24 protein-coding genes are annotated in these 24,468 nt (G+C 50.4%); 14 read left to right on the forward strand and 10 right to left on the reverse strand.

The window, feature by feature from the left end:
- Positions 1-23: 23 nt before the first annotated feature.
- From SBG41_RS03760 to SBG41_RS03780, 5 genes are all read right to left on the reverse strand, one after another.
- The gene (locus tag SBG41_RS03760; RefSeq protein WP_317896215.1) at positions 24-1,406 is read right to left on the reverse strand and encodes a hypothetical protein; all 1,383 of its coding nucleotides are present in this window, start codon (positions 1,404-1,406) and stop codon (positions 24-26) included.
- 150 nt (positions 1,407-1,556) lie between these two features.
- A complete protein-coding gene (locus tag SBG41_RS03765) occupies positions 1,557-2,390 on the reverse strand; it encodes a DUF4234 domain-containing protein (protein WP_317896216.1) in 834 nt (277 codons plus the stop codon).
- Between the two features lie 73 nt (positions 2,391-2,463).
- A complete protein-coding gene (locus tag SBG41_RS03770) occupies positions 2,464-3,099 on the reverse strand; it encodes an L-threonylcarbamoyladenylate synthase (RefSeq protein WP_317896217.1) in 636 nt (211 codons plus the stop codon).
- Between the two features lie 4 nt (positions 3,100-3,103).
- Positions 3,104-3,373 (reverse strand): hypothetical protein, encoded by a 270-nt coding sequence (locus SBG41_RS03775; RefSeq protein WP_317896218.1) that lies wholly within the window; start codon positions 3,371-3,373, stop codon positions 3,104-3,106.
- A 1-nt stretch (position 3,374) separates the two neighbouring features.
- The gene (locus tag SBG41_RS03780; protein ID WP_317896219.1) at positions 3,375-4,307 is read right to left on the reverse strand and encodes a lysine exporter LysO family protein; all 933 of its coding nucleotides are present in this window, start codon (positions 4,305-4,307) and stop codon (positions 3,375-3,377) included.
- Between the two features lie 184 nt (positions 4,308-4,491).
- Between SBG41_RS03780 and SBG41_RS03785 the strand changes: the two genes are divergently transcribed.
- The 6 genes from SBG41_RS03785 (at position 4,492) to ileS (ending at position 12,235) form a co-directional block, all read left to right on the forward strand.
- Entirely contained in the window at positions 4,492-4,686 is a 195-nt protein-coding gene (locus SBG41_RS03785) for a hypothetical protein (protein ID WP_317896220.1), read from the forward strand.
- 179 nt (positions 4,687-4,865) lie between these two features.
- Positions 4,866-5,576, forward strand: coding sequence for a B3/B4 domain-containing protein (locus SBG41_RS03790; protein ID WP_317896221.1), 711 nt, complete (start codon positions 4,866-4,868; stop codon positions 5,574-5,576).
- Between the two features lie 133 nt (positions 5,577-5,709).
- A complete protein-coding gene (gene sucC / locus SBG41_RS03795; RefSeq protein WP_317896222.1) occupies positions 5,710-6,852 on the forward strand; it encodes an ADP-forming succinate--CoA ligase subunit beta in 1,143 nt (380 codons plus the stop codon).
- A 7-nt stretch (positions 6,853-6,859) separates the two neighbouring features.
- Positions 6,860-7,729: a succinate--CoA ligase subunit alpha gene (gene sucD / locus SBG41_RS03800; RefSeq protein ID WP_317896223.1), complete on the forward strand. Its 870-nt coding sequence runs from the start codon at positions 6,860-6,862 to the stop codon at positions 7,727-7,729.
- Between the two features lie 326 nt (positions 7,730-8,055).
- Positions 8,056-9,165: a hypothetical protein gene (locus SBG41_RS03805; protein ID WP_317896224.1), complete on the forward strand. Its 1,110-nt coding sequence runs from the start codon at positions 8,056-8,058 to the stop codon at positions 9,163-9,165.
- A gap of 103 nt (positions 9,166-9,268) precedes the next feature.
- Entirely contained in the window at positions 9,269-12,235 is a 2,967-nt protein-coding gene (gene ileS, locus SBG41_RS03810) for an isoleucine--tRNA ligase (protein ID WP_317896225.1), read from the forward strand.
- A 12-nt stretch (positions 12,236-12,247) separates the two neighbouring features.
- On the opposite strand, the gene SBG41_RS03815 is transcribed toward ileS, so the two are convergent.
- Positions 12,248-12,718 carry an NUDIX hydrolase gene (locus SBG41_RS03815; RefSeq protein WP_317896226.1) on the reverse strand — a complete coding sequence of 157 codons (471 nt, stop codon included), beginning with the start codon at positions 12,716-12,718 and terminating at the stop codon, positions 12,248-12,250.
- On the reverse strand, positions 12,715-12,981 hold the full coding sequence (locus SBG41_RS03820; RefSeq protein ID WP_317896227.1) for a hypothetical protein: 267 nt from the start codon (positions 12,979-12,981) through the stop codon (positions 12,715-12,717). Before SBG41_RS03820 ends, SBG41_RS03815 begins: the two co-directional genes overlap by 4 nt.
- A 140-nt stretch (positions 12,982-13,121) precedes the next feature.
- On the opposite strand from SBG41_RS03820, the gene SBG41_RS03825 reads away from it, so the two are divergent.
- The 3 genes from SBG41_RS03825 (at position 13,122) to tatA (ending at position 16,347) form a co-directional block, all read left to right on the forward strand.
- A complete protein-coding gene (locus SBG41_RS03825) occupies positions 13,122-14,708 on the forward strand; it encodes a hypothetical protein (RefSeq protein ID WP_317896228.1) in 1,587 nt (528 codons plus the stop codon).
- Positions 14,709-14,908: 200 nt separating this feature from the next.
- A complete protein-coding gene (locus SBG41_RS03830; RefSeq protein ID WP_317896229.1) occupies positions 14,909-15,832 on the forward strand; it encodes a cation transporter in 924 nt (307 codons plus the stop codon).
- 146 nt (positions 15,833-15,978) lie between these two features.
- Positions 15,979-16,347, forward strand: a complete 369-nt coding sequence (gene tatA, locus SBG41_RS03835) for a twin-arginine translocase TatA/TatE family subunit (RefSeq protein WP_397470780.1) — start codon at positions 15,979-15,981, stop codon at positions 16,345-16,347.
- Positions 16,348-16,434: 87 nt separating this feature from the next.
- On the opposite strand, the gene SBG41_RS03840 is transcribed toward tatA, so the two are convergent.
- Both SBG41_RS03840 and SBG41_RS03845 read right to left on the reverse strand, forming a co-directional pair.
- The gene (locus SBG41_RS03840; RefSeq protein ID WP_317896231.1) at positions 16,435-16,872 is read right to left on the reverse strand and encodes a hypothetical protein; all 438 of its coding nucleotides are present in this window, start codon (positions 16,870-16,872) and stop codon (positions 16,435-16,437) included.
- Positions 16,872-17,828, reverse strand: a complete 957-nt coding sequence (locus tag SBG41_RS03845) for an MFS transporter (protein ID WP_317896490.1) — start codon at positions 17,826-17,828, stop codon at positions 16,872-16,874. The genes SBG41_RS03840 and SBG41_RS03845 overlap by 1 nt, the downstream gene beginning before the upstream one ends.
- 287 nt (positions 17,829-18,115) lie before the next feature.
- On the opposite strand from SBG41_RS03845, the gene SBG41_RS03850 reads away from it, so the two are divergent.
- On the forward strand, positions 18,116-18,700 hold the full coding sequence (locus SBG41_RS03850) for a hypothetical protein (protein ID WP_317896232.1): 585 nt from the start codon (positions 18,116-18,118) through the stop codon (positions 18,698-18,700).
- Between the two features lie 22 nt (positions 18,701-18,722).
- On the opposite strand, the gene SBG41_RS03855 is transcribed toward SBG41_RS03850, so the two are convergent.
- Positions 18,723-20,441, reverse strand: coding sequence for an ABC transporter substrate-binding protein (locus tag SBG41_RS03855; protein ID WP_317896233.1), 1,719 nt, complete (start codon positions 20,439-20,441; stop codon positions 18,723-18,725).
- A 164-nt stretch (positions 20,442-20,605) separates the two neighbouring features.
- Here SBG41_RS03855 and SBG41_RS03860 point away from each other — a divergent pair, with 164 nt between their 5' ends.
- Genes SBG41_RS03860 through SBG41_RS03875 form a run of 4 tightly spaced genes read left to right on the forward strand, consistent with a single transcriptional unit; the run spans position 20,606 to position 24,463 of the window.
- Positions 20,606-21,616: an ABC transporter permease gene (locus SBG41_RS03860; RefSeq protein ID WP_317896234.1), complete on the forward strand. Its 1,011-nt coding sequence runs from the start codon at positions 20,606-20,608 to the stop codon at positions 21,614-21,616.
- A 17-nt stretch (positions 21,617-21,633) separates the two neighbouring features.
- The gene (locus SBG41_RS03865; protein WP_317896235.1) at positions 21,634-22,506 is read left to right on the forward strand and encodes an ABC transporter permease; all 873 of its coding nucleotides are present in this window, start codon (positions 21,634-21,636) and stop codon (positions 22,504-22,506) included.
- 18 nt (positions 22,507-22,524) lie between these two features.
- Positions 22,525-23,496, forward strand: coding sequence for an ABC transporter ATP-binding protein (locus SBG41_RS03870; RefSeq protein ID WP_317896236.1), 972 nt, complete (start codon positions 22,525-22,527; stop codon positions 23,494-23,496).
- A complete protein-coding gene (locus SBG41_RS03875) occupies positions 23,489-24,463 on the forward strand; it encodes an ABC transporter ATP-binding protein (protein ID WP_317896237.1) in 975 nt (324 codons plus the stop codon). Before SBG41_RS03870 ends, SBG41_RS03875 begins: the two co-directional genes overlap by 8 nt.
- Positions 24,464-24,468: the final 5 nt, after the last annotated feature.

Here is a 24,468-nt window from a genome sequence, read left to right on the forward strand (position 1 = left end):
ATAAAGTAGTGTTTGTTAAAAAGCTAAGACTGGAAGGGGGTATAAAACATTACCTCGTAGGTCATGGGATCGTTGTCCTTAAACCACCAATAGTACCAGCCGAAATCTCGTCCGCTTCTATCATAGATAAAGAATAGCGGTGTTGTATATTGTGAATCGTGTCTACCAGCCTTATAGACATCAATATTTAGTGACCCGCATAAGCCTATTGCTTGCCACGCATTTGCACAGAAAGAAATGCTTGTCGAAACACCAATTTTCTCATCGGTTTCCCTTACTTTATCCCTATAATCGGCAAAGGGGTGTCCACGGCTCCCTTTGACGGGGCCAGTTGCATATGGCGGAGGGCTACTTGGCTGAACATAGTACCCAACCTGGTAAACACCGTCATAATCATTTATTTGTACCGGATAAACCAGGTATGATGGTCCTAAATAACATACTCCAGCAAAGCCATCACTGCTTCCCGGAATGTATTCTTTTGCATACTCTACAAAGCCATATACATAGCCCTTCTCACCATCGCTGACGCTTCCAGGATTCGTACCTGGAGCGTCAACAACGTTTGAAGGTGTAAGCTTCTTCCCGGACTCAGTCCAGGATCCCCACTGACTACACTCGCATGTAAGCAGGTCGTACTCAACACAGTCGCTCATGTAACTTGATAGATAGACAGCGGATGGAGGGTTTAGCTCTAGCTTATACGTTACCTCGAGGCCAGGAATACTATTGAGCTTAGCAAGCCTCGTTGAGGCTACGCATACATCGCTATTACCGAAATTGCATGAAACATAGTTTGGAGCGGAACCTAGGTTTAAAGTCCCATAGTCGCGCTTCTTTATGCTAACCGGTTTTGGCTTGACGGGTTTTGGCTGCGCTAATCCTGCATTTATCTCTACGCTCATTATTGGCTTCTTTATTCTAACTTCGTGGATATGGATACGGGTATATGCACCTACTAGCCTAGCTTTTCTATCGCTGATTTTCTTGTAGCACTTGACGCTTATAAGGTATTCTTGTGGTTCCCGATACAGTATTTTTAGTGCTCCGATATCTGGGTCTCTTTTATAGGCTACCGGTATGGCGTTTTCTATGAAGCTTTTCACGACTACGCTCTGCCCAGGCCTTGTCCTCTTCAAGGCGACTAGTTCGAGGCCGCCTTTCTTTACGGGATTAGAGGGTGTTGGAAACCTTGCCACGTAGACTGTACACCAGTCGGCGTTCACCTTGGGAACTTCTACGTGTAGGTTAATTATAGCGGACTCTTTTCCTTTGACATAGTTGTTGAACAAGATTTGTAGTTCGTCGGCTGCTCTGGATAGGTGGCTTGATGCAGAGATGAGGACAATGGCTGCGAAGGCGATAGCTATTAGTAGTTTAAAACGGCGTTCTCTAGGCAGAGTCACCCTTTCTCGCCACATTAATATGTAAATATAGTGCTATATATATCGCTATCAATATTTACATTTAATTCTGCCACATCCTCGACTACTTACTCCTACAATCAGAAAGCCTAAAGCTAGTTGACAAGCGCTTTCCTATATGTTGGAACAGGCCTAGCTGGTAATCGGTCTCGAGAATAATTGTTCCAGGGCTTCTATTAGGCTTGGCTCGAAGCGTCTATGCTCGTAGAAGTGCTTATTGGGGTCAGCTGTGACTACGTAGAGCCAATAAATAGTGAACAAGCCGAGTGTAATTAGCGAGGCTATTGCGTAGACGAGTGTGTTTCGAGGCTCAATAGTTATCTGGGGAGGCTCAAAATCTATTTGACGGCTCCATAGGGTTTTCCGTACCTCGTAGAAGAATTGTCGCTCGTATTCCTCGTGTTTTGCGAAATCGCTTGTCAGGAAGTGGAGGATGTATATGAGGACGAGTAGTTGGAGCCAGAATAGTATTGACCATCCAAGTATTCCCGAGAATAGGCTCACTACGAGGTACGTGGTTACCCAGAGCCCTGGGTTTCTTTCCCCGAGGATTTTCAGCCTTGTGAGAATTTCCTCCATTTTTGCAAGGTTGTTGGCTAAGCCTGCTGCCCTAAGACTGTCCTTAACGTGTTCCATTAGCTCAAGTGATCTACTAAAGTGATCATCTCTGCGCCTGATAAGTATATATAGGAGTGATATGAAGAGAAGCGCGCCAAGTGTGATTAATGTGTATCCTGCTTTGATTCTGAGTTCTTCTTCGTGCGATAATTCTATGCTGTAGAGGGGCGTTATTGATGCCCTCTGTGCAAGGGATACCGCGACGCTGAACAGTATGAAGGATCCAGTAATTTGTATGAGGAATGATAGGACGGGGAGCCAGCTGGGTATAATCTTGTCGGCTTGTTTCCCTTTTTCAACAATGCTTTTGACGGGCTCAACGTATATGGAGTAGTAGTCGTTGCTCATGGAGCATTACCCGGATTACGTTGTGGTTTACTGTCTAGATGTCTACCCTATATCCATATATAGTCCGGCTTTTCTATATAAGTCTTGCCTCGATATCTCTAAGCTTTATGGGACCCTCCCGGATCAGCTTAACCTTACCGTTCTCCAGCTCTACAACTGTTGATGGTATCCCTCCCGGAGCCGGGCCCGCATCAACAACTACATCTACCGCCCCATTGAGCTGACGTAGCGCTTCCTCGGCTGTACGTGGCGGCTCATGCCTGTGTAGATTAGCGCTCGTGCCTACAAGTGCTCCGCCAGCAAGCTCTATGAGGAGCAACGCTACTCGGTGATTCGGCATCCTTACTCCTATCTTCCCTGTCCCCGCGTGAAGGGCGCGCGGGACCCCTGGTTTTGCGGGCAAGACTATGGTTAGTGGGCCTGGCCAAAACTCCTCCATGAGTATACGTGCTTTCTCCGTAACCTTTACCAGGTTCTCAGCAGCCTCGGGGCCTGAGACGAGTACTGGTAGTGGTCGTGTAGGAGGCCGCTTCTTCGCCTCGTAGACCCGGAGGACGGCTTTCTCGTCGAAGGGGTTAGTCCCTAGGCCGTAAACAGTGTCTGTCGGATAGACAACCAGCATGCCTTTCCTCGCCGCCTCGGCTGCTCTAAGTAATCTATTCTTCTCGGGCTTCAGGGGATCTACACGAATCACAATAGGTTTTACCATGCTCTCAGCCACCTTGAAGTAATTCGGCGAGCCGGCGTAGGAGCTCTTCGTTGCTTGCCAGCGTTCTCACTATGCATTTGAACTGCTTGGTCTCGCTGGGTATCTTCTTGCACTGCTTTATCTCTATGCAAGCCGTCTTGTTTTTGTCTTCGATTTCAGCGCTAACGCATAGGGTGCCGGCTTCCGGGTCGAAACTATAGTCTTTGATCGTTACTTCCTTCCCTATTACATCGCTGAGCAGGTAGCTGAGCTCAAAGGCAAGGTCTATGCTCACCTTAGCCTGCACCCAGGGTTATTGAGAGGACGAAGGGTGCTGATAAGGTTATGGCTATTCCCTGAACCATTCCAATAATTGCTGCCTCCGATCCACCATACACTATTATTACTGGGAGCCCCGTGTCCATTGACGTGGCCCCACCCATAGCTACGGCTGGTACTCCTAGGCCGCGCTTGGCAATGAATGGGTATAGGAGTATGTGCATTGATTCTCTGAACATGTTTGCAAAGAACCCTATAATGCCGTAAAGGGGATCTATCTTTGCCAAGAGGGGACCAGCTAGGCTATACCAGCCAGACGCAGACCCGATAGCCATCCCCACACGGAAAGGAATGCCAAAAGCCAAGGAGAGCACGGCAGCACTGAGGCCACTCACAAGCATCGTTGAGGCCGCGAGTACAATACCCGCCACTACTAGGCGCTGGCTCTTAGAAAAGCCGCGGGCCTCGAACGCTATGACGGCCGAAGCCGCGAATACAAGCACAGCTACTAAGTGAGTAAGCGTGTTACTCACGAATGCGTACGGGAGGAACTCGCTTATAAGAAAGCCGATAACCCAGCCCGTGACTAAGACGAGTACACTGCGCAAAGGCGTGAAGACGAGTATACTACCACTCCTCTTGCCTCCCTCCCCGTCGCCGCCCTGACGACTAGCCTTGGAGACGTAGAGCCGTGTTATCGGCAAAGCAGCGACTAAGCTAGAAAGGGTCGTAGCAATTGAGAAGAAGAGGCTCAGCCCGAGCGCCTCAATTATCTGTGCCAGTTCTCTAAGCCTAATACCGGAGAGCACTCCCACGAGGAAAATAACAGCAAACGCGCTTACGATAACACTGCCCTCACAAATTCTCTTTACAATAGTGCTGTGCCCCGTCCTTAACGCTACTAGTCCAAAGAACATTCCCATCAATAGTGCCACAACAATCTCGTTCAAAACCTCAACACTTCCCTCCAACGAGTGCTTACAAGGACCACCCGTGGAGACTGATTAGCACCACCGCCCCTATGTGCGGAGCATAAATATTTTTCCATGGATAAAGCTCCATGACAAGCCTCTGCCCCTCTACTGTACACGGCCGAGAGGCCAGGGACACAAACCGAGGGAGGTGGGATCCGAGATGAAGGCTCTCAAAAAGATATTCGTCCGCCTAGCCTCAGAGCAGAGGATAAAGCTGCTTGGACTAGCAGCGCTTGCAGCAGTTGCAGTACTTGGATATGGAGATCCCAAGTACTATGCGTTCGGGCTACCCGGCAACAATGACATAATAAGGCTAAACAGTGGCTGGGGCGACATCTTCAGAATAATCCACTAAGATTTGAAATAAGGCGCTATATCTTATCCCTCCCTAACGCGTTTTTACGAGAATCACCCCTTGTTCTCGGAACCTTACTAATGCTTGACCCTGGTTTTTACGTACTGATTTGCATGCTTCTCCGGGCATAGTACTTGTAAAGCCCCTACCATGTTACCAGCAAGGTACCGGGGTAGGCATTGAACAATAATGAGACCGATATTTGCAGGGATCTTGAAAAGCTACTACATGTTGACAACGCTGCGGCTGCTCTTGGCATAAGAGTCGCGTTCTCCGCTTCCTGGGGCAAGGCTGTTGAAGAACTGAGCGGCGAGCCTCTAAGAGGCGAAGAAGAGGCGCTAATGAACTACCTTAGATCAAGGTACAGGCTCGAGGAGCTAAAGGACGACCCTATTGTCCGCGCTTATCGCGACTTCTATTGGAGGATAGGAATAGATCCAACGAAGACCCGGCCCAGCAGTGAGGCCCTGGTGCGTAGGGCTCTCCGCGGTTCATGGCCGCGCATAAACCCGGTTGTTGATGCAGGAAATATCGCGTCCGCGAAATTCATGGTTCCTGTCGGCCTCTATGATCTAGACTCGTTTGTTCCGCCGGCCCGAATAGTGTTAGCGAGAGGAGATGAGGTTTTTGAGCCGATAGGAGGCAGGAAGGAAACTGTCCGAGAGAACGCACCAATAATGATTGATAAACGTGGCGTTGTGATGCACTTGTATCCGCACAGAGATAGCAGAATTACAATGATAAGGAACTCTACGAGAAGGATATTGATTGTTGCAGCAGGGGTGCCCCGGGTAAACACGGAGAGGCTAGTGGCGACAGTTGAGGAGGTTAAGAGGCTGCTTGGGAGGCTTGGCTGGCAGAGCTGCAAGGAAACCATTGTTAAACCCTAGCATGTGCCGACCAGTCTTTGGTCGCGGTGTAGACTCTTTCTATTGTCTGCGCCAAAAGTTTCTAATTCTTCCTAGGAGCTAGAAATGATACCATGGAGAACGAGCACAGAGCTAGGAAGGTGATCTCTTTTCCTTGAAGCTCTACGAGTACGAGTCTAAACAGATCTTCGCAAAGTATGGTATACCGGTGCCCCGGGGCTTCGTTCTTGAAAGGGGGCAAAGCATCAAGGAGTTGATGGAAAAGCATGGCATAAAGCCACCAGTCGCTATTAAGAGCCAGGTCCTCGTCGGCGGCCGCGGGAAAGCCGGTGGAATCAAGATAGCGCGCAGCGTCGAGGAGGCCGAGAAGATAGCTGAGGAGTTATTCAATAAGCCCATTAAGGGGCTCTTGCCCCGCGTCCTACTCGTAGAGGAGGCCGTTGAGCACGAAGCCGAGCTCTACGCATCCATAACAATGGATCGTGCCCGTCGCAGACCCGTTGTTCTCGTTTCTCGCCTAGGCGGCGTTGATATAGAGGAGATAGCTAAGGAGCACCCAGAGGAAATTCATAGAGCCTATGTTGACCCATGGATAGGGCTGCGAGGCTACATGGCGCGCAGACTTGGCAAGAGTCTAGGCCTTAGCGGGAAGCGACTGCAACTATTCGAGAAGATATTGCTCGCAATGTACAACGTGTTTGTTGACTACGACGGCGACCTAGTGGAGATAAACCCGCTTGCTGTGACAAGTGACGGCCTCGTAGCCCTTGACGCAAAGATAATTGTTGACGATAACGCGCTTTATCGTCACCCAGAGATAGCGCAGAGGGATCCGGCAGAAACCGGCGAGTACACAGAGCTTGAGGCAAAAGCGAGGAGGCTTGGATTCGCCTTTGTCGAACTGGACGGCGATGTAGGGATCATCGGCAACGGTGCAGGCCTCACTATGGCTACAATGGATCTCGTCTACGAGCGTGGAGGAAAACCAGCAAACTTCCTAGACATAGGCGGCGGAGCCTCTGCCGAGAGAGTCAAACAAGCCCTGGAAATCCTCTACGAGTACCCCAAGGCAAAGGTGATATTCATGAACATATTCGGTGGGATAACCCGCTGCGACGAAGTAGCGAGAGGCATAGTGGCAGCAATAAAGGAGCTTGGCTTTAAGAAGCCTATCGTGGTCAGGCTTACAGGTACAAATGAAGAAGAAGGTCGAAGGATTTTGAAAGAAGCCGGCCTCGAGGCCTTCATAGACCCCATCGAGGCCGCCGATAAGGCAATAGAGCTCGCCCGGAGGTGAAACCCCTATGGTAATACTCGTTGACAAGGATACAAGAGTCATAGTCCAAGGCATAACAGGCAAAGAAGGAAGCTTCCATACAAAACTCATGCTAGAATACGGCACGAAGATAGTTGCAGGCGTAACTCCAGGCAAGGGTGGACAAGAGGTACACGGTGTCCCGGTCTACGATACCGTCGAGGAGGCAGTGAAGAACCATGGAGCAGATGCAAGCATAGTATTCGTGCCGGCAAGGTTCGCGCCCGACGCCGTTTACGAGGCAGTAGACGCCGGAATAAAGGTAATAGTTGTAATAACGGAGCATATACCAGTTCACGACACAATGAGGTTCGTGAACTACGCTAAATCCAAGGGCTCAGTGATTATAGGGCCAAACTGCCCGGGAATAATAGCGCCGGGTCGAACAAAGATAGGAATAATGCCCGTAACACCATTCCGCCCAGGCAACGTAGCAATAATATCGAGAAGCGGCACCCTTACTTACGAAGTAGCTGCTGCCATGACAAGAGAGGGTATAGGGCAATCAGTGGCCATAGGTATAGGTGGAGACCCAATAGTAGGCCTAGACTTCGTTGAAGCACTTGAAATGCTCGAAAAGGACCCAGAGACTAAAGCAGTGGTTATGATAGGCGAGATTGGCGGCGACATGGAAGAGCGAGTAGCAGCCATGTATAGGGAAGGAAGATTCACGAAGCCCATAGTAGCCTACATAGCTGGCCGCACTGCACCTCCTGGTAAGAGGATGGGGCACGCCGGTGCGATAATATCAATGGGTACCGGTGCTTACCAAGACAAGGTAAACGCGCTTCAAAAAGCCGGGATACCCGTGGCCGAGATGCCTTACGACATACCAAGGCTCCTCAAAGAACTCTTGTAACGAGTCTCAGCACATTTTTCAAAGACAAGTTTTATCCTTAGGACCTTGCTCCTTGTTATGCCTTAAGCTATTTATAAGATAGCTTAGCTTACCCGATATATGGTTTAGAGGCAATACAGAGTTATATCTAGTATTATCTTCAGCGAAATCGCTATACAATCATTACTGTTAACAGTATACTATCTAAATATATCTCTGTTAAATCATTAAAGTGCGTGGAGTTAAAACGTTAAGGAGTATAACACCCAATATATTAACACGAGTTAACATGGTGGTGAATGTCTGATTAAGAACATTTATATGGATATAAAAGGTGCTCACATGAAATGAGCGGACTAGCGTGCAATCACCTTACAAGGGCATGTCCAATACTTACTCCACGGCCTCTCAAAGAGAAAGGTGTCTATGTTTCTCGAATAATTCATATGGATCCTTTTCTTGCTGCAAGCATTGCTGGAACAGAATACAATATTGTGGAAGAAAGCTTACAAAAAATAAAAAATTTATACAGTAAGCTTCTCGAAGAACGATGCGTGATATGCGGAAAAAGAAAGGCAAAGCACATTGTAGAGGTATGGGATTATGCGATAGTACAGGATCATGGAATAGCCGTTTTGAGGGACTTCGTGCCTGTATGCGATAAGTGCATCCAAGGAATAATCTTTGACCCGGAAAATAAGAAAGAGTATAAGAAAGCCGTGAAGACGCTCTCTAAGATAAACAAGATCAAATCGGATAAAGTCGAGGAAATCATTAACAAAATGATCGAGAAATGGTACATGCTGTCTCGCCTAACTACTTGGAGGGTGTATGCCGATTCTCTAGAGAAGTATGGTATACGCAAAGATGTTTTTGAAAAAGTACTTAGGTTTATCGCCTCATGTAACGGCAGTCTCTCGGATAACACTCTAATAATATTTAATAGGACAAATCCTGTTCAAAGAGAACTCCTATACGAAGACGTTGATGCACTATGTACTGGCAGGTATAATGCATCCACAATAGGCTTGAAGGCTATGAAGCAAGGAATAGAACCCGAGTTTACAAACCTACGCGAACATATTGATACTCTTCTATCTTCGAGAAGGTTTTGCAAAGACATTGATACCGCGCTACTTCTCCTTGAAGGAGCCTGGGTCGTTACTGTTAGCAGAGCTACGCGCGCACAAGTCATCTCCCGGTTGCTAGAGCTTCTAGACAAAGGAGACGTATGGGCTTCACGAGTTGAGACACCTCTCGGCTACGAGAGAGATTTTGTACCTATTCTATTCTATGTCTCGAGCTTCGTAGACATTTCTCTGGTACTACGTGTACTCGAAGATGTGAAGAAGGTTCTTGGGGGCGTAAAAGGCGTCGTTGAGGTACGTTTTTATCCTCGGACCCCTGATGGAGGCCTCGCCAAATACCATGTCTATAGGTATATCATAGCTGGCTAGCTCAGTATAATTAACTATCCTTATTGCAGCTCTAGGATCCCTTGGTTAATGCTTATATATCCGGCGTGTTCTCTGGCATTATCCCCGGTGATGTCTATTATCCGTGCGCCCAAAGCTTGGAAGAAGCTATGATCCCTTAGCTGTTGAGAAATGGGTTCTCGAGTTCTGGGAGAAGAACAAAGTCTATCAGCTTGTCAAGAAGAAGACCTGGGATGAGAGAGAAGGGGCCCCGATATTCGCGTTCTTAGAGGGCCCTCCCACCGCTAATGGCTTTATGCATGTCGGCCACGCCCGGGGCCGAACGCTGAAGGACGTCAAGCTCCGATATGCTAGGATGAAGGGTTATCGCGTCTGGGATCAGGCTGGCTGGGATACACAAGGATTACCGGTTGAGCTAGAGGTTGAGAAGAAGCTTGGCTTCAAGACGAAGCGCGACATTGAGAAATACGGTGTAGATAGGTTCATAGAGGAGTGCAAGAAGCTCGTAGACTACTATATAGGGCACTGGGAGAAGGCCAGCAAGAGACTAGGCCTCTGGCTGGACTATGAGCATGCTTACCAGACGCGGCATCCCCGCTATATAGAGACAGTATGGAGATTCATAAAGCGCGCTCATGAGCGTGGCTTGCTCTATGAGGGGCGCCGCGTTGTACCAAGGTGTCCTCGCTGCGGCACAGCTCTCAGCAGCCACGAGGTTGCACAGGGCTATGAGGAAGTAGATGATCCTAGCGTTTACTTTAAGCTACAACTCATAGATAGGCCTAACACGTTCCTCGTTGCGTGGACGACAACACCCTGGACTATAATAGCTAACGAGATGGCTGCAGTGCACCCCGATGAGTCATACGTTGTCATAGACGTTGGCGACGAGAAGTGGATAGTCGCAGAGAAGAGGCTCGAAGCATTTGCCAAGGATGTGGGGCTTAAGAGCTACAAGGTTGTCGAGAAGCTAAAAGGTAAGGAACTGGAGGGGCTTCGGTATCGTCATCCACTCCTCGAAGAGGTCCCCTATCATAAGGATCACGATGTGAAGCCCTATCACACGGTTTATGCAGCTGACTGGGTTACAATGGAGGAAGGTACTGGAATCGTTCACGCCGCGCCAGCCCACGGCCCAGAGGACTTCGAGCTTGCCGCAAAGGTCGGCGTAGAGGTCTATACGCCTCTACGAGAGGACGGCTACTTTGGCGACGAGGCGGGAGTATTTAAGACAATGTGGTTTGAGAAGGCAGGCGAAAAAGTAATCGAGGTACTGAAGAACAAGGGGCTCCTAGTCCATGTAGGAAAGTATCGCCACGAGTACCCGTTCTGCTGGCGCTGTGGAACGAGGCTCTTCTACTATGCTTCGAGGCAGTGGTTCATAAAGATAACCGATGACCTCAGGAAGCAGATGAGCAGCCACGTTTACTCAATGAGATGGGCTCCGAGCTGGGCTGCTAAGAGGATGGGAGACTGGGTTGAGAACGCCAAGGACTGGTGTATAAGCAGGGAGAGATACTGGGGCACACCGCTACCAGTGTGGAAGTGTACTAGCTGCGGCCACGTAGTCGTCGTAGGAAGCCTCGAGGAGCTAAAGAAGCTTGCAGTAGACCCGTCCAAGGTGCCGGATGACCCCCACCGGCCAGCCATAGACGAGGTAGAGCTTCGCTGCCCCAAGTGCGGAGGAGTAATGAGGAGGGAGCCCTTCGTCGTCGATGTGTGGATGGATAGCGGTGTAGCGCACACCGCTGCGCTTGCACAGTACAATTGGCTCCACTTATGGGAGAAACTCTTCCCGTACAAGTGGATAACCGAGGCAGCCGATCAGACACGCGGCTGGTTCTACACCCTGCTTACAACAAGCACTGTATGGTACGATGAGAAGCCTTATCGTGAGGTACTGCTCCAGGGACACGTGCTAGACAAGTATGGTAAGAAGATGAGCAAGAGCAAAGGCAACGTGATATGGGCTCTCGACTGGATGGAGAAGCATGGAGCAGACCCGATGAGAATATTCCTTCTGAGCAGGGCGCCATGGGAGAGCATAAACTTTGACCCAGACGAGGTGAAAAGATATCAGGGCTACCTGAACATCCTCTGGAACAGCGTCAAGTTCGCAGACACCTATATGGAGCTCGACAAGTGGAGCCCCGTGAGCCCCGAGAAAGCTGAGCTAGCCGCCGAGGACAAATGGATACTCTACAAGCTCCACGAAGCACTCCAAACCGTGTCCAAGGCGATAGAGGAGGACAACATGCACCACGCCGTCAAAGCCATAGTCGATTTCGTTGTTGAGCAGGTTAGCCACCGCTACATACCGCTAATAAGGCCACGCGTCTGGGAAGAGGAGATGACACCGAGCAAGAACGCGGCCTACGCGACCCTCTACTATGTGCTTAAGAATGCTCTAGCAATGATCGCACCCATTACACCGTTCCTAGCAGAGTATCTTTACCAAGCATTCGTAAAGAAGTACGAGCCCCATAGCCCGGAGACAGTACACTTACTCGAATGGCCCAGCGTCCCCGGCAACATCCTAGACGAGAAGACGTATCGTGCTGTAGAAGAGCTGCTAGAGGCATCCGAGAAAATACTCGCAGCTAGAAGCGAGAAAAAGCTCAAGAGAAGATGGCCCCTACGCCGAGCAGCCATAATCGTGAAGAACGATGAGCTGAGAAGCGCCGTAGAAGAGTCCAAGAGCGTGCTAGAGCGCTTCGCAAACATAAAGTCAGTCGAAGTAGTCAGCAACAACCCCGACTGGGCCGAGGCAGCGCTCCGAATAGAAACCGACGACCTCGTGGTCTATACCGACATGGAGCTAGACAAAGAAACCCTCCTAGAGGGGCTCGCCCGCGAAGTCGTAAGGAGGGCGCAAGTGCTCCGAAAAGAACTAGACCTGCCAGTAGACCATGTAGCTGAGAAGCTACTAGTATACGCTACCGGCGACTTACGAGAAGCAGTTGTGAAGCACATGGAGTTCATCAAGCGGGAGGTAAGGGTCAAGGAAGTAGAAATCCTAGACGAGGCGCCAAAGGAGGCCAAGAAGTGGAGAATAGAAGGTAACGAACTCGCACTAGTATTGAGGCCATAGCCTATTATACATTCATGTTTTCTCCACGGTTCTCAGCGGCTCTATCATGCATTTCTTCTCTAGTAGCTCAAGAAGCTTCTCCAAGAAAGCCCGGGCGCTCGGCGTTAGTTCTAGGCTGAGTGCCTCACTGTAGGGCACGAACCGGGCTTCTAGTGCATCGCTTCCTGCACGTGGTTCTCCGCCACGATAACCCATTAGTACATCGATTAATACGTAATGGGTTACTCCCTTAGAGCCCTCGGCAACCACTTCATGGACATGTATGATGCCCAGGGGCTCTGCTTCAATACCCGTTTCTTCTAAGAGCTCCCTCTTAGCAGCATCCAGCAGCGGCTCTCCTGGCTCCACGTGCCCGCCTGGTATGCTCCACATACCAGCGAACGGCTTGTATTTCCTTTTGACAAGGAGGATTTCCAGCTCGCTTCCTCCACAGTTACGAACTACTAGGGCTCCAACACCTACAACTGGGCCATAAGGCTTCAAGCCGGCTCATCCTCTACTGGCTCGGCGCCGAGAAACTCTGATGCCAACCGGTCTATTTCATCACCACTTGCCTCTCTAAACCTCTTGCTTGCCAACTCTTTTGCCTCCAGGTATGCCTTCTCTACTTTCTCAAAAGGAATATACACCACTTCGCCGTCGCTCGTCTCCAGGAATATTGCGAAAACCTTGCGCGGATAATCAACCACGACGTGTAGGCATGGCGGGTTCTCGCACTCATAGCTCTTATAACTTGTTCTTGGCAACACATCCTCACCACTACAAGGTATTGATAGACTCATCATAATAATGTTATTCCTTGCACTCCTCCCTTGGCAGCAGGGCATATATAAGGTATAGTTCTATTATTTCCTCACAGCATAGTGAGGAGGTGTAGGTTAGTAGTATGCACCTTTACTCAAAAACAACTCTCCTAACCATTATCCTACTAGTAGTTGCTCTACTATCTGTTTCGCAAATAGCCCATGCCCAGCAATCAGTGGCTGCAGGATTAGCCTTCAACGTAGAGAACTCATCGCTGAAGCTCTGTATCTATCCTGACGGCTCTGTTCAGCCCATATATGTTCTGAAAGCATATATTCAGCTACCACCAAGCAGCCTCAAAAACGCTAACATAGACATAGAGTTCCACAGCAAGAGCAGTGTTACGAAAGACTACTCGAAATCTGAAACAGTGGCCAGGGGCACGGTCTACGCAGAGGAGCTCGAGGCGGGCAAAACAACCATCAACTTAGACATGAGTATACACGCAGTCCAAGAAGGTACGAGAATGAAGGCCGTTCTAAGCGGCATCATAGAGTTTGTAAACGAGACGAACAATATTAAGGTAAACATTGCTGAAGCAAGCATAAGGGCAGAGAATGCTTCGAAGGCCTTCTTTAAGCTCGTCATCGAGCTGAAGCCGCCTAGTGGGACAAACATGACAAATATTAGTAGAGAAGTACCAAGCGTTGAGGAAATCAACAAGAAGCTCAAAGAAAGCGGACTAGGCTTCATAAGGATATCCTCAGCCGGAGTCAAGATCATGGAGGGTAACCGTGTACAGCTATTACTTGAGGGAAGCATCGATGTTGACGAAATGATTAGCGTAGCTGTCTCTAATGGAATGCCCGCAAGCGATGCGAACGAGTTGAAGGCCCTTCTAAGCACACCACTTAGTTTAAACACTAGTGCTTCTCTCAAGTTTAGCCTCAGCGCTGCAGGCAATAAGGCTGATTTCAGCCTCAACTACGTCTCTGAGACTCACGGCGATATAGAGAAAGCCAATGAGCTCCAGAATAAAGCCCTAAGACTAATAGATGAGCTTATCACTGCTATTCTGCACAATGTTGCACAGAAAACGGGTAACGAGGAACTGATGCAGTACATGCTAGTCTCCTCCGCTATGGCGCCGAGCCAGTTATCTCTACCATTAAAGATCGTAGCTCCAAGCGAATCCAAGACAGATGTCAAGATAAGGAGCAGCGGCGACCGAATAGTCATAGATGTGTACTCTACTGGGCATAGAGAGTCCATAGAGAAGCCTACGGGAGATCCATCCGTAGATGCGATGAAGGTATTGACCCTCTTATCCTCGCAGCTAACGAGTCTCAAGACACAGTTGCGCCAACTAGAGATAGCTGTTCAGGGCATAAGCAAAGCAATCCCCGATACGATTGAGCTAGAGCCAGCATCAAGAGGCGTAAGAGTATCACAGACTAGGGTATCTGTGGCCGAGCTATCAACTGTCAAGGTAGAGGTGTCTAAGCAGCAGCCCACAGCCTCTACTACGGCATCAACTACGCAGACAAGCCCAGTAACAACTAAGACGTCGGTGCCGCCGAGTCCTACAGCGTCTACTACAGTATCCACAGCTACATCTACGGCCAAGGGTGGCGGATGGGCATTAAGCACGATAATTGTAGTAGCTGTCGCTGCCGCAGTAGTTGTTGCCGTGGCTGTGCTGCTTGTGATGCGCGGGAGCAGGGTATAACGAGCACGTGGCTAGGTAGCTCTATAGCCTCGTAACCTCTATTTTACAATCAGCTTTTTCGGCTCCTTCCCCGGTGGCGGCTCGAGAGGCTTAGGCTCAGGGAGATACATGTTATTAGATAGCACAGTGATGTGTATTAGTCGTCATAGGTAAGGCTAATAGGCCCTAGTGTTTAGGAACGATGCCTAGGATGAGCAAATGTGTTTGAGGCCGGGCTGAGGAGAGCAGCGACAGAGACCGGGTACTACGCGGCTGCTACTAGGGTTCTTCGTGGCAAGCTTTTACTAGTGATTGTCTTCTCCGTCTTGGGTTTTCTCTTTAAAATGCTTGGCGCGCTGCTGTATGGTAGCCGTGCACTCCTTGTTGATGCCCTCACTTGTATAGGGAATATGTTCTCGCTCGTCATTGTTATCCACTACCTCATAGTTTCGAGCCTGCCGCCGGATAGTGACCACCCATTTGGCCATTTGAGGCTAAGGTATGGAGGAGTGATAGCCGTTCTCGCAGTCTACATGTTTATAGCAGGCTTCTCCGCGGCGACCTTGTACTTCAGCAGAGGAGGCTATGTTGTAGAGGAGGAGAGCACTTACTTGGCTGTCGTGGGTGGATTATTTTACGCGTTCGCGGTTCTATTCTCAAAGGGCCTTGACGAGGCCATACGCGTGTATGCTGGATTCACGTCAGCGGAGCTAGTAGAGACCCTAGTGGATATACCCAGTACATGGTTTGGCCACGTCCTTGGATATGTCTACGACCTTGCTGGGGCCATGGTTATACTCGGGTTTCTCTTCTACGAGGCACTCGAGACGTATAGGAAGCTCGTAGTAAATATTGCTGATGTTAGTCCCCCTAAGCGGGTCTATGACGAGGTAAAGAGGGAAGCCGAGCTGAGAGGCTTGGTCCCCGTACGGATAAGGCTTAGAATGATTGATGAGAAAACATGTAGTGGCGACATGATTGTCAAGCCCCTTAAGGGGATTAGGCCAGATATTGCCGATCTCCTAGCAGACGAGGTTCAAGAAGTGCTCCGGCAGCGTGGCTGCGAAGTAGTCATCCATGTCGACTATGCTGGTCAGCGGCCGAGCAAGATACATGAAATGCCCAGGAAGCTCGAGAACTTATAAGAGAATACTCCAAGCGGATCTGGGACTCTTTCTAAGCCTTGCCTCGGCTGTGTGAGAAACAAAAAATAAGCCGACCCCAGCGAGTTTTCCTATCTGGGTTAACCGGGACTGGAAAAACTAAACATATTTGGAGATGATAGAAGGTGCTGCCACTCCACTACCCGGTGGTCAAGGGTCAGTTCGAGTTCCTCAACGGCTTTGAATGGGTAATCATATTACTGGTAATATTGCTGATATTTGGGCCGAGTAAGCTACCTCAGCTGGCCCGCGGCCTCGGCCAAGCAATACACGAGTTCCGCAAAGCCTCGCAGGGCCTCATAGATGAGGGAGAATCGAGGAAAGAGAAAAGAGAGGAAATCTCTAGAGAGCTAGACGAGGAGACCCTAAGGAAGCTTGCGGAGAAGCTGGGGATAGAGAACGCCGACAAGATGGATAAGGAAGAACTGGCGAAAAACGTACTAATAAAGGCCAAGGAGAAGGGTCTCATAAAGGAGGAAATCGCTGCCAAGAAGTAAGGCCTCCTCGCCTACTCGCTCCCGCTTTTTGTCCGCATATGCCCTCTATTCTCTTCCAGAGAGAAGGGCTCCTCGGCATCCCAGCATCTACGTTCTTGGTAGGATTAGTGGCCTCCTTCTTGTGGGTTGTCTACTCGTTGTAAACAAGATCTTGCCCGCATCTACCACGCTGTACACGAATGCTGCAAATCCGGCTACAAATAGTATAGCTGAAGGTATTGCTGCTAGGCTTAGGGTGCTTGCTTGTCGAAGCACAGAGAGAGAGTACAATGAATAAGTAACGGATACCACTAGGTCAATAAATGTTCGCAACGACATGCTAACCAGGACGGCTATTGCTGTAAGCATTATTCCTACGAGGTACGCGTATGAGAAAACCGATAGAGACACAACAGAGAAGGCATTAGAGGCACCAGGCACCGTGCTATAGATGTAGCGGCAAGAGACTATGTATAGCGGCATAAATAGTAATAAGAGCAGGTGGACTTGCGTAGGCTTAACCCCCTGGCTAGCTGCTTGAACCATTATTGTTTTCCTCTTCCCTGCTCTATTCTCTCAGCGAAGTAGAGCGCATATATTCCTGCCCCTACGAGGAGAACTACTGCAAGCCCGTAGAGCGATAATGAGCCTAGCTCATCATATATGAGGCCGCCGAGTATTGGTGGTGCTGCGCCAGCTATGCTTCTAACAGCGTTTGCACTCGCATAGGCTTCTCCGAGGCTTTCACCACGGGCTAGTACTGCTATTGTCCGGTTATAGGAGGGGACCCATGCGGCTATGCTCAGCCCTACCAGCGCTAGGCCTACGAGTGGGAATATCCAGGGCTTCATTAAGTATATGAAAGCAAGGGCTAAGGCTCCAAGAAACTCGGAGACCGCAATGACGAGGAAACCTATGCGGTCCGCCAGTTTTCCCCAGACCATGCTCGTGGCACTCATGGTGGCTGACTGAGCGGTGTAGAACAGCCCTATCATGTCTTCGCGGTACCCGGCGTCCTTTAGCTGGCCGCTGAGGAGCGGGAACCAGAGGCTCCATGCGACCCTATCAAATATGAGGAAGAGGTAGAATCTCCTAAGCTCAGGGTATGGCCGCAAGAGGCGTTGGTACGCTTTACTGATCCTTGAATACATGTTGTTGCAACTCTCTTTCCCCGGCTCAACAGAGTATATGTGAAATAACACCGCTCCTAGGAGGGCCACAACGGCTAAGACGCCGAAGGCTAGCTGATAACTTGTCTTGACCACAAGGAGGCCGGAGATATATGGTCCAAGTATACGCGAGGCAGCAAAAGCAGAAGTGGTTATTGATACATAGTAGCCCAGCCTTTGACGAGGAACACTCTTCGCCATCAGCGTTGAGCGCGAGGGTTGGCCGAAGAGGAAGCCAAGCATGAACAGGGTATAGGATAGAATGAGTACAGGTATCGAGGCCGGCAGGTCTAGGATGAGGAGTGCAACCTGTATCCGATAGTCCTCATATATGCTGCAAAGAGGGCTTGATAACCGCTAACGCTGAAGCCCCGAGACAAGCTGAAAAGCGTTAGTGCACGCACGTTTCGAGATACTTCCCTCTCGATGCCCATTCTCCCCGCAACAAGTGCTTCCAGGAACAAGTTAGCTATTAAAGAGAGAAGGAACTATGCTCAGACATAAATTCGTGACTTAGTTTACATAGCTAACATGTAGGTAGTGCTTTTCGCTACCCCAGCTGCAGGAACTCATTTTTAGCGCCTAGACAGTGTTAATTGGAGTCTGGGCGATTTACCGAGTTGTTTAGGATTGGGAAGCGCGGAAACGAGCACAAGCCCTCCCAGAAGGAGGTTGAGAAAACTCTTAGTGAGCTACTGGGAGACCTATACAGCTATGTAGAGCGTTATGCTAAAAAGAAAAACATGAGGATCGTTGATGCGCTAAGAGAGCTCGTAAATAAGGGGTATCGCTACCATGAGCTTGAGGAAATGTATGGAGATCCTTCGAGGCATAGGGAGATCTGGGATAAGCGATGGTACTATTTTCGCGTAGAAGCCGCCTATCTTAATTGTAGGCTCCGCTTAAGAGACGTCATTAACGATCTACGTGCATTGGCTCTTTCCTTTTCGAGTACCGTGTCAGAGCTGGAGACTATGTACAGACGCTGCGCTCTTACCAACGAGAACGCTAAGGCGCATCTTGATAGGCTTAGAGACCTGGTAAATTACTACATGGATACCTACATACACTCCTACCGGAAATACGAGGATACCGGTTCACATGATAGCGATGAGCCAAGCGAGAGAGAAGTTATTGAGAGCGTTGAAAAAATCCTTGAGGAGTATAGGAAAAGAATGCGTAGCGGCGAGGCCAAAAAAGCCTAGATGCCGTGGCTGTGCAAGACGTTTAGCTTGTTGTCTTGTAAATCGTGTAGTATGGTAACAACATCGTTGGCCCTACTTTTACCCCTTCAACGTTCTTCTGAGTCACTATGAAGAGCTTGCCTTGTAGGAGCGGTATTATCGGTACGTCCTCCGCCAGTATTTCCTGTACTTTCTCGTAGAGCTTTGCCCTAGCCTGCTGATCGGTTAGCTGGACAGCCTCGTCGAGGAGCTTGTCTACTTCTGGGTTGCTATAGCCGCTGCCAGTCCACTTGTTGGCCTCACTGTGGAGGAATGGCGTTAGGAAGTCATCTGGGTCTATGTAGTCTGGGTACCATCCTAGGAGTGCGAGCATCATCTGGCCCTTGCGTAGCTGGTCTACGTATGTTGCCCACTCGCTGCTCTTGATCTCCACGGTTATCATGCCGGTTGCTTCGAGCTGCTGCTTGATGAGCTGTGCTAGGTCGGCCTCTGTGTCACCGTAGTGTGTTGGCGTATACCATAGTTCTAGTTTGAGCTTGTGGTCCTTGCTGTAGCCTGCTTGCTGGAGGAGCTTCTTCGCTAGCTCTATGTTGCCGTCGCCGTACTTTTCGAGGAATACGTCTTTGTGGCTCCAGAGCCCTTTCGGCACTAGGCTGTAGAGGGGCTCCATCGTGCCCATGAACACTATTTGTGCTAGCTGCTTCCTGTTAATTGCTGCCGCAATTGCTTGTCTTACCAGCTTGTTATTCGTTGGCTCCATCTTGACGTTGACGACTATGTATCTTATAAAGGTACCAGGTATCTCTATTACGTTGAACTTGCCGCTTTGCTTTAGCTCCTGGTAGTCATTGGGGCGGAGCGTTCTCCACGCGATATCGATTTCTCCATTCTCTAGTGCCAGCCTAAGCGTTGTAGCATCCTTGTAGAACCTTATGATCACTTTCTGCGTCTTCGGCTTCTCTCCATAGTAGTACGGGTTCGCCTCCAATACGAGGTACTCGTCGCGCTTGAACTCCTTTATACAGTAGGGGCCTGCGCCACCCCAGGTAGCGTCGCTCACTATCTTGTCGTTAGGATACTTGGGGCTCACAACTGCGTAGGGCGGGGTGGCCAGCAGTGCTAGGAAGAAGCCAGTTGGATGCTTGAGGTCGAACTCAACCGTGTAATCATCGAGCGCTTTAACGTCTTTTACGAAGCTCGTTACTAGCCACGAGGGGTCACCCTTTATCGTCATAACCCTCTTGATGCTCCTGACTACGTCCTTGGCTGTCACGGGTGTACCGTCGCAGAACTTAACGTCCTTCCTCAGATGGAATATCCATACTGTTCCGTTGTTCTTTACTTCCCATTTCTCGGCTATTGCTGGAACTATTTGGTCTGTTCCAGGCTTGTACTTGACCAGCGTGTCCATAGTGTTCGTTAGTACCTCCCACGTGAAGAAGTCGTAGGCGTTAGCGGGGTCAAGGTCTGTCACCTTGTCTGTTGTACCTATTATTATCGTTGATGCTTTTGCAGGAGCAGTTGTGGTGGCTGGTGGAGGCGTTGAAGTCTGAGGTGTCGTTGTTGTTGCGGGAGGCTTGCTCGTCGTTGTAGCCACCTCTTGTGGAGTTGATGTTGCTGGCTGCGTGGTTTGGGGCTGCGTTGTCGTCGCGGGTGTGGTGGTTGTCTTACCTCCGCCCTTTGAAGCATAATATGCTGCAACACCGATTATGATGAGGATAACTATTACCGTCGCGGTTATCAAGCCTGTACGAGACGCCATGGGCTTCACCTTCCCGGGTTAATTCCATCCTTGTTCTCGTATGGTGGGACAGTAATGGTGCTGGTATTAATATTTTGTTAGAGATGTTGATAGCTGGTTGGCTGAGCGTGGGCTCTATTTATCCCTGGAGGAGACTCCCGGTGCAATAGGGGTTGTGAAGAAGGATGGGGCTTGCGCGCTATGTCGCTGTAAGGGCTGCTTTAATTATTCCGAGCGTTCTCATCCTGTACACTGTGGCGTTTATCATTCTCCGCATACTGCCGGGGAACCCTATACTCGCCGTCCTTGGCACTAAGAATATTCCACCGGAACAGCTAGCTGCCTTAGAGAAGCAACTTGGGCTGGATAAGCCCCTTTACGTCCAGTACTTTGATTATTTGTGGAGAGCGCTTCACGGGGACTTTGGTCAAAGCCTAATTGTGCGCGGCCGCCCGATTGCCGCTGACCTCGCCGATCGCTTGCCAGCAACTATTGAGCTCGCTGTCGCGGGGCTGCTGGTAAGCCTGGTGCTAGGCCTCGCCACGGGCCTTGTGGCCGGGCTGCGCAGGGACACTAAGATAGACGTAGCTATGAGGGTTTACGGTGCCCTGACGTACACTCTCTTCATCCCGTGGCTTGGATTGTTGTTCCAGCTCGTCTTTGCTGTCTGGCTTCACTGGCTCCCCGTTAGCGGCAGGATTGATCCACAGGTAGAGGTCAAGACCATAACTGGGCTCTATGTCCTTGACTCGTTGCTGACCGGTAACTGGGCTGCTCTCAAGAGCGCCCTCGCTCACATAGTATTGCCGGCGCTGACCCTGGGCATAGTGCTTAGCGGGCCCTATACTAGGCTTCTCCGCAACAACCTCGCCGTAGTACTTGACTCCAACTTTATTCTCGCATACCGGGCACACGGTGTAAGGGAGAGGAGGATAACATGGCATGCTTTTAGAAACGCGATTATACCTGTTGTAACCTATGCTGGGCTCCAGTTCGCGCTCCTGCTCGGAGGAGCAGTGCTTACCGAGACAACGTTTGATTGGCCAGGCATAGGCACATATCTTGTCGACAAGATACAGTACCGCGACTACCCAGCGATACAGGCCGTTATACTTGTATTTGCCCTCATAGTTGGCCTAATAAGCCTCATAGTGGACATTATCTATGCGTACATTGATCCACGCATAAGGTATTAATGCTGAGGTGAGTGTTTATGGTTGAGGCAATAACTATTATCCGTGAACGCTTCCTCGGCTCCGCTACGAGCCTCCTGGGAGAGCTGCCGCCGGTTGCCAGGAAGCTGGCCATAGCTGGATTCATAATAGTGCTCGCGATAGTAGTAATGGCTGTCTTTGCGCCCTTCATCGCCCCCTATGATCCGACCAAAATGGTTGATACTCCTCTCCAGCCGCCGAGCACTAAGCATCTCTTGGGCACCGATAAGCTTGGGCGCGACGTGTTTTCAAGAATAGTGTATGGCGGGAGAATAGTTCTCTGGGTAGTCGCGCTGGCCATAGCGATAAGCGCCTCGATTGGGATCCCCCTGGGACTGCTTAGCGGCTACTACGGTGGAAGAACCGATAGGGCTCTCAGCATGGTAATGGACGCTATCTATGCGTTCCCGAGCCTTATACTCGCTATCGCTCTTGCAGCAGTACTTGGCCCGAGCCCTGTCAACGCAGCAATAGCTATCTCGGTCGTCTACATACCAACTTATTTCAGGATGATAAGGGGGCAAGTACTGCAGGTCAAGGCAACGCCGTTCATAGAGAGCGCTAGGGCGCTTGGCCTCCCCTCGTCAAGGATAATGATGAAGCACATCCTGCCACACCTATTGCCGACAATAATGGTCGTGTTCAGCCTTAGCGCGGCTGACGCCGTGTTAACTGAGGCGGCGCTGAGCTTCCTCGGGCTAGCAGTGAAGCCTCCTACACCGGACTGGGGCTTCGACCTCTACAACGCTAAGGCCTTCATAAGGAGTGCGCCCTGGCTCATAATGGGGCCGGGCATAATGATAACCTTGCTCGCCCTAGGCCTTGCCCTCATAGGTGAGGGCCTCGGAGAAAAGATAAGGAAAACAATGTAGCCCGGGAGATGGGTCACCATGGCCGAGAAGGTCTTGGAGGTAAGAGACCTAGTCGTCCACTACTATACGTTGAGGGGGATTGTCCGGGCAGTTGAGGACGCGTTCCTCGACGCCGATAAGGGCGAGCTACTAGCCCTTGTGGGCGAGAGCGGCTCTGGCAAGTCAACCCTCGGCTACGCGTTGCTGAAACTCGTGCCCCCGCCCGGCAAGATAGTGAGGGGCTCGGTGCTCATAGATGGTGTTGACGTTGTCAGGCTCAGCGGCGAGGAGCTTCGGAAGGCAAGGGGGGAGCTCGTCTCAATAGTATTCCAAGACCCTTTTACAACCCTTGACCCTGTACGGACTATCGGGGACCAGCTAACAGAGGTCATGACAGAGCACGGTGTAAGCGAGGAAGAAGCACGAGCAAAGGTGGGTGAGCTTCTCGAGAGCGTTGGGCTCCCACGTGAGCTTGCGAGGCGCTATCCCCACCAGCTGAGCGGTGGGCAGAGGCAGCGCGTCGCGATTGCGGCAGCGATAGCGCTCAACCCAAGGGTATTGGTAGCCGACGAGCCGACGACAGCGCTCGATGTTATCGTGCAGAAGCAGATAATGGATCTCCTCGACGATATTAGGAGGAAAACCGGCATGACGATAATCCTCATTACGCACGATATAGCCCTTGCGGCGGAAAGGGCGGATAGAATAGCAATAATGTATGCTGGCAAAATAGTAGAGGTAGGTCCCAAGGAGGATGTCTTGAAGAACCCTCTCCACCCATACACGAGGGCACTAATAGCATCGGTTCCCGACATTGATAGCGATAAATGGCCCGAACCCATACCCGGGAATCCGCCAGATCTCCGCAAGCCTCCCCCGGGATGCCGTTTTTCACCTAGATGCACCAAAGCTATGCAGATTTGTAGAGAGAAGGAGCCTCCGTTGACCCGTATAGGCAGCCGCTTGGTCTCGTGCTGGCTTTACGCAGAAGAGGGTGCCGGAAATGCCTAGGCGCGAACTAGTTGTCGGAGAGAAACTCAAGAAGTACTTCGTCCACGGCGGCGTATTCGGCAAGAAAATAGTGAGGGCTGTTGACGGCGTCGACATAACCGTGTATCGTGGAGAAACACTTGCGCTCGTAGGCGAGAGCGGCTGCGGCAAATCAACCCTCGGTAGGCTGCTCCTCCGGCTCTACGAGCCGACAAGCGGCAAGATAGTGTTCGACGGCGTCGATATAACCCATATGCCGGAGAAGCGGCTCAGACCCCTACGGAAGAGAATGCAGCTCATACCCCAAGACCCCTACGCCAGCTTCAACCCCCTGAAGAGGATAGGAGAGCAGCTCGAAGAACCACTCCTCGTCCACAAAATAGCCCCGCCAAGCGAGGCGAGGAGACGCGTCCTCGAAGGACTCGAAGAAGTAGGCCTAGTACCAGCCGAGGACTTCTACCGGAGATACCCCTACCAGCTCAGCGGCGGCCAGCTCCAAAGAGCAGCAATAGTCAGAGCAATGCTGCTAGAACCAGACTTCATAGTAGCCGATGAGCCGACATCCAGCCTCGACGTCTCGGTGAGAGCAGGGATACTCCGACTACTAAAGGACTTCAAGGACAAGCTAGGAGGCTCAATGCTCTTCATAACACACGACCTAGCCACAGCCAAGCTGATAGCCGACCGCATAGCAGTAATGTACCTCGGAAAAATAGTCGAACTAGGCCCAGCAGACAAGGTGCTCACAAAGCCACTACACCCCTACACAGCCGCACTACTAACAGCAATACCGAGAATATCGCGGAGAAAACCACCAATACAAGTCGAACTCAAAGGAGACGTACCAGACCCCTCAAGAATACCAAAAGGATGCAGACTACACCCCAGATGCCCCTTTGCATCAGAAGAATGTAAGCAAAGGGAGCCCGAACTAAGCGAGAAGGCACCTGGTCACTACGTGGCCTGCCATCATCCCCTAAGCGCTTAAAAGAC

This window comes from Pyrofollis japonicus (assembly GCF_033097485.1).
Taxonomy (GTDB): Archaea; Thermoproteota; Thermoprotei_A; order Sulfolobales; family Pyrodictiaceae; genus Pyrofollis; species Pyrofollis japonicus.

Excerpts from the sequence above, each read along its gene's own strand:
- SBG41_RS03765 (WP_317896216.1), bottom strand. The coding sequence starts at position 2,390 with ATGAGCAACGACTACTACTCCATATACGTTGAGCCCGTCAAAAGCATT.
- SBG41_RS03770 (WP_317896217.1), bottom strand. The coding sequence starts at position 3,099 with ATGGTAAAACCTATTGTGATTCGTGTAGATCCCCTGAAGCCCGAGAAG.
- SBG41_RS03785 (WP_317896220.1), top strand. The coding sequence starts at position 4,492 with ATGAAGGCTCTCAAAAAGATATTCGTCCGCCTAGCCTCAGAGCAGAGG.
- sucD (WP_317896223.1), top strand. The coding sequence starts at position 6,860 with ATGGTAATACTCGTTGACAAGGATACAAGAGTCATAGTCCAAGGCATA.
- SBG41_RS03805 (WP_317896224.1), top strand. The coding sequence starts at position 8,056 with ATGAGCGGACTAGCGTGCAATCACCTTACAAGGGCATGTCCAATACTT.
- SBG41_RS03825 (WP_317896228.1), top strand. The coding sequence starts at position 13,122 with ATGCACCTTTACTCAAAAACAACTCTCCTAACCATTATCCTACTAGTA.
- SBG41_RS03840 (WP_317896231.1), bottom strand. The coding sequence starts at position 16,872 with ATGGTTCAAGCAGCTAGCCAGGGGGTTAAGCCTACGCAAGTCCACCTG.
- SBG41_RS03855 (WP_317896233.1), bottom strand. The coding sequence starts at position 20,441 with ATGGCGTCTCGTACAGGCTTGATAACCGCGACGGTAATAGTTATCCTC.
- SBG41_RS03860 (WP_317896234.1), top strand. The coding sequence starts at position 20,606 with ATGGGGCTTGCGCGCTATGTCGCTGTAAGGGCTGCTTTAATTATTCCG.
- SBG41_RS03865 (WP_317896235.1), top strand. The coding sequence starts at position 21,634 with ATGGTTGAGGCAATAACTATTATCCGTGAACGCTTCCTCGGCTCCGCT.
- SBG41_RS03870 (WP_317896236.1), top strand. The coding sequence starts at position 22,525 with ATGGCCGAGAAGGTCTTGGAGGTAAGAGACCTAGTCGTCCACTACTAT.
- SBG41_RS03875 (WP_317896237.1), top strand. The coding sequence starts at position 23,489 with ATGCCTAGGCGCGAACTAGTTGTCGGAGAGAAACTCAAGAAGTACTTC.